Source organism: Pricia sp., assembly GCF_041745955.1.
GTDB lineage: Bacteria > Bacteroidota > Bacteroidia > Flavobacteriales > Flavobacteriaceae > Pricia.
This window is the reverse complement of sequence record NZ_JBGTHY010000206.1, coordinates 1-2,863: the sequence shown is the minus strand read 5'-3', so window position 1 is coordinate 2,863 and position 2,863 is coordinate 1. Positions and strand designations below refer to the sequence as shown.

Annotated in this window: 3 protein-coding genes; all 3 read left to right on the top strand. The window is 44.3% G+C overall.

Annotated features, from left to right (window positions below; all coding sequences use genetic code 11):
* Positions 1-482: phosphopantothenoylcysteine decarboxylase (locus tag ACEW8S_RS07385; RefSeq protein WP_373517523.1), on the top strand; the 482-nt coding region annotated here is incomplete at its 5' end.
* Positions 475-1,362: a DUF4835 family protein gene (locus ACEW8S_RS07380; RefSeq protein ID WP_373517522.1), complete on the top strand. Its 888-nt coding sequence runs from the start codon at positions 475-477 to the stop codon at positions 1,360-1,362. The genes ACEW8S_RS07385 and ACEW8S_RS07380, both read left to right, overlap by 8 nt.
* A 164-nt stretch (positions 1,363-1,526) precedes the next feature.
* On the top strand, positions 1,527-2,863 hold a 1,337-nt coding region (locus ACEW8S_RS07375; protein ID WP_373517521.1), incomplete at its 3' end, for a DNA repair protein RecN.

The following is a 2,863-nucleotide window of genomic DNA, read 5'->3' as shown; positions in this document are numbered from 1 at the left end:
CGGTTTCCCATGAATCCATACGTTTGGAAAAAGTGATTTCCGCCGATGATATGTACCAAGCCGTGCGTAAAAGCTATCCGGATGCCGACATTGTTATCTGTGCCGCTGCGGTCGCCGATTACCGTCCGAAATTTGTATCAGAACAGAAAATTAAAAAAAACGATGCCGAGTTTTCCATCGCGCTGGTGAAAACGAAGGACATCCTGTTATCCCTCGGAAAAGAAAAGAAAAAGCAATATCTGGTGGGCTTTGCCTTGGAGACCGAAAACGAACTCGATAACGCCAAGGCCAAGCTGAAAAAGAAGAATCTGGACGCTATCGTGCTCAACTCCCTGAACGATACCGGGGCCGGATTCGGAACACCCACCAATAAAATCACCTTTCTCGATAAGAATTCCGCGATAATACCGTTTGAACTAAAGAGCAAGGCCGAGGTGGCCCAAGATATTTTCTCCGAAATCCTTAAACGACGCTATGCGTAAAATCTATATTTTGTTAGTCGTTTCATGCTTCGGCCTTTCGCTACAGGCGCAAGAACTGAATTGCACGGTTACCGTAAATTCCGATCAGGTAGCGCAGACCAACCAGCAGATATTCAAAACCTTGGAGCGTTCGTTGAACGATTTTGTAAACAAGAACAAATGGACGAATCGCACCTATCAGGAAAACGAACGGGTCAATTGCCAGATGTTCATTACGATTACCAAATACGAATCGAACCGTTTTGAAGGCAATATCCAAATCCAATCTTCCCGTCCCGTTTACAATACATCTTATGAAACTTCAGTGTTTAATTATAAGGACAGTGATTTCAATTTCGAATATATAGAGTTTCAACCGCTGGTGTTCAATAAAAACGTTTTTGAGTCGAACCTTGTAGGGGTTGTTTCGTATTACGCTTACGTCATTCTAGGCTTGGATGCCGATACTTTTGCCTTGGAAGGGGGTACCGATTCGTTCCGGACGTCGCAACAGATAACCACACAAGCGCAGGGAAGCAATTTCTCGGGCTGGGACCAGAACAGTGATCGCAGCCGTTTCGAACTGGTTGATAATCTTTTGTCGAACACGTATCGCGAATATCGTATCGCCATGTACAATTACCATCGAAAGGGCCTGGACATTTTGGGCGACAACAATAGTACGGGCAAACAAGTGATCGCCGGTACGATGAAACTGTTCGAAACCATGATCCAACGCCGTCCCAATGCGTTTTTGATACAGACCTTTTTTGACGCCAAGGCCGATGAAATTCAAAATATCTTCTCCGATGGCCCCAAAGTCGATATTGTCGAATTGAAGGAGACCTTGAACGCCGTTGCCCCTACCTATTCCAATACTTGGAAGGATATAAAGTATTGAGTAAAAAGTGCCAAGTTATCGATTGAAAACAATTGGCAGGAAAAAACAGTGCAGACTACTATTGGGAGATAACCACTTATTACTTCGTATCAATCACCGGCCCGCTATTGCTTTTTTTCTGAATTATCGATTATCTTTACCACACTAAACTCTTACAGTAGCCAGTGCTCGCAAATCTTTCCATAAAAAATTACGCCCTTATCGATGAACTGAACGTTTCGTTTACGGACGGATTTACGTGTATCACGGGTGAAACCGGGGCGGGCAAATCCATTTTGCTGGGAGGCCTTTCCTTGGTATTGGGCAAGCGGGCGGATCTTTCTTCTTTGCGGGATAAGGATGCAAAATGCATCATCGAGGCGGAGTTCAAGATTGATAAATATGGATTAAAGTCCTTCTTTGAGGATAATAATCTCGATTACGAGAAGCGTACCATCGTAAGAAGGGAAATACAGCCCAGCGGGAAGTCCCGCGCCTTTATCAACGATTCCCCGGTGACTCTAGATATTCTTACCGAACTCGGTGACAACCTTATCGATGTGCATTCACAGCACCAGACCCTTCGTTTGGCGGACAATGATTTTCAACTGAAAGTTATCGATGCCTTGGCGGATAACGGGAAACTCCTGGCCACCTATTCAGATAATTTGGAGGGATACCGCAAAACCTCAAAGGAACTTCAAGAGCTTATCGATTTTCAAAAGGAGGCGATAAAGGAACATGATTATAACAGTTTCCTGTTGGAAGAATTGGAAGCCGCCCCTTTAAAGGTAGGTATTCAAGAGGAGCTGGAAGAGCGCTACGAACAACTGAACAACATTGAAAATATCTTGGAACTACTTTCCAAGGGTTATCAACTTTTGAACGATGAACAGGTAGGCGTGGTCAACTCACTGACCGAATTAAAACAAGTGTCCAACCGATTGTCCAGTTTCGGGAGTCAGTATGCCGACCTGAACCAGCGCATACAGTCCATATTCATAGAGATCGATGACATAGCCGACGAGTTACAGCGATTTCAGGACCGTGCCGAAGCCGATCCGCAGTCATTGGAAGAGACCAATACCAAGTTGCAACTGCTTTACGACCTACAAAAAAAACATGGGGCTGGGGATGTTTCGGAATTACTGGAAATCAAGGAAACCTTATCCGAAAAAGTAAGCGTTACCGAAAATTTGGAATCGAATATCCAAAGGAAACAGGAATTACGATCGGTTCAGCAAAAGGAATTGGATACATTGGCGGATTCATTGTCCGCCAAACGTGAAAAGGTGCTTCCGAGTCTTAAAAAACAGCTACAGGATAGTTTATCTTCCTTGGGCATGCCGAGTGCGACCTTCAAAATTGAAATACATCCCTCTAAAGAGTTCAAAAACAACGGAAAAGACGGGTTGACCTTTTTGTTTTCCGCGAACAAGGGTACGGATTATGGGGAGTTGAAAAAAGTAGCTTCAGGTGGGGAACTTTCCCGTATCATGCTGACGATAAAGTCCATTTTGGC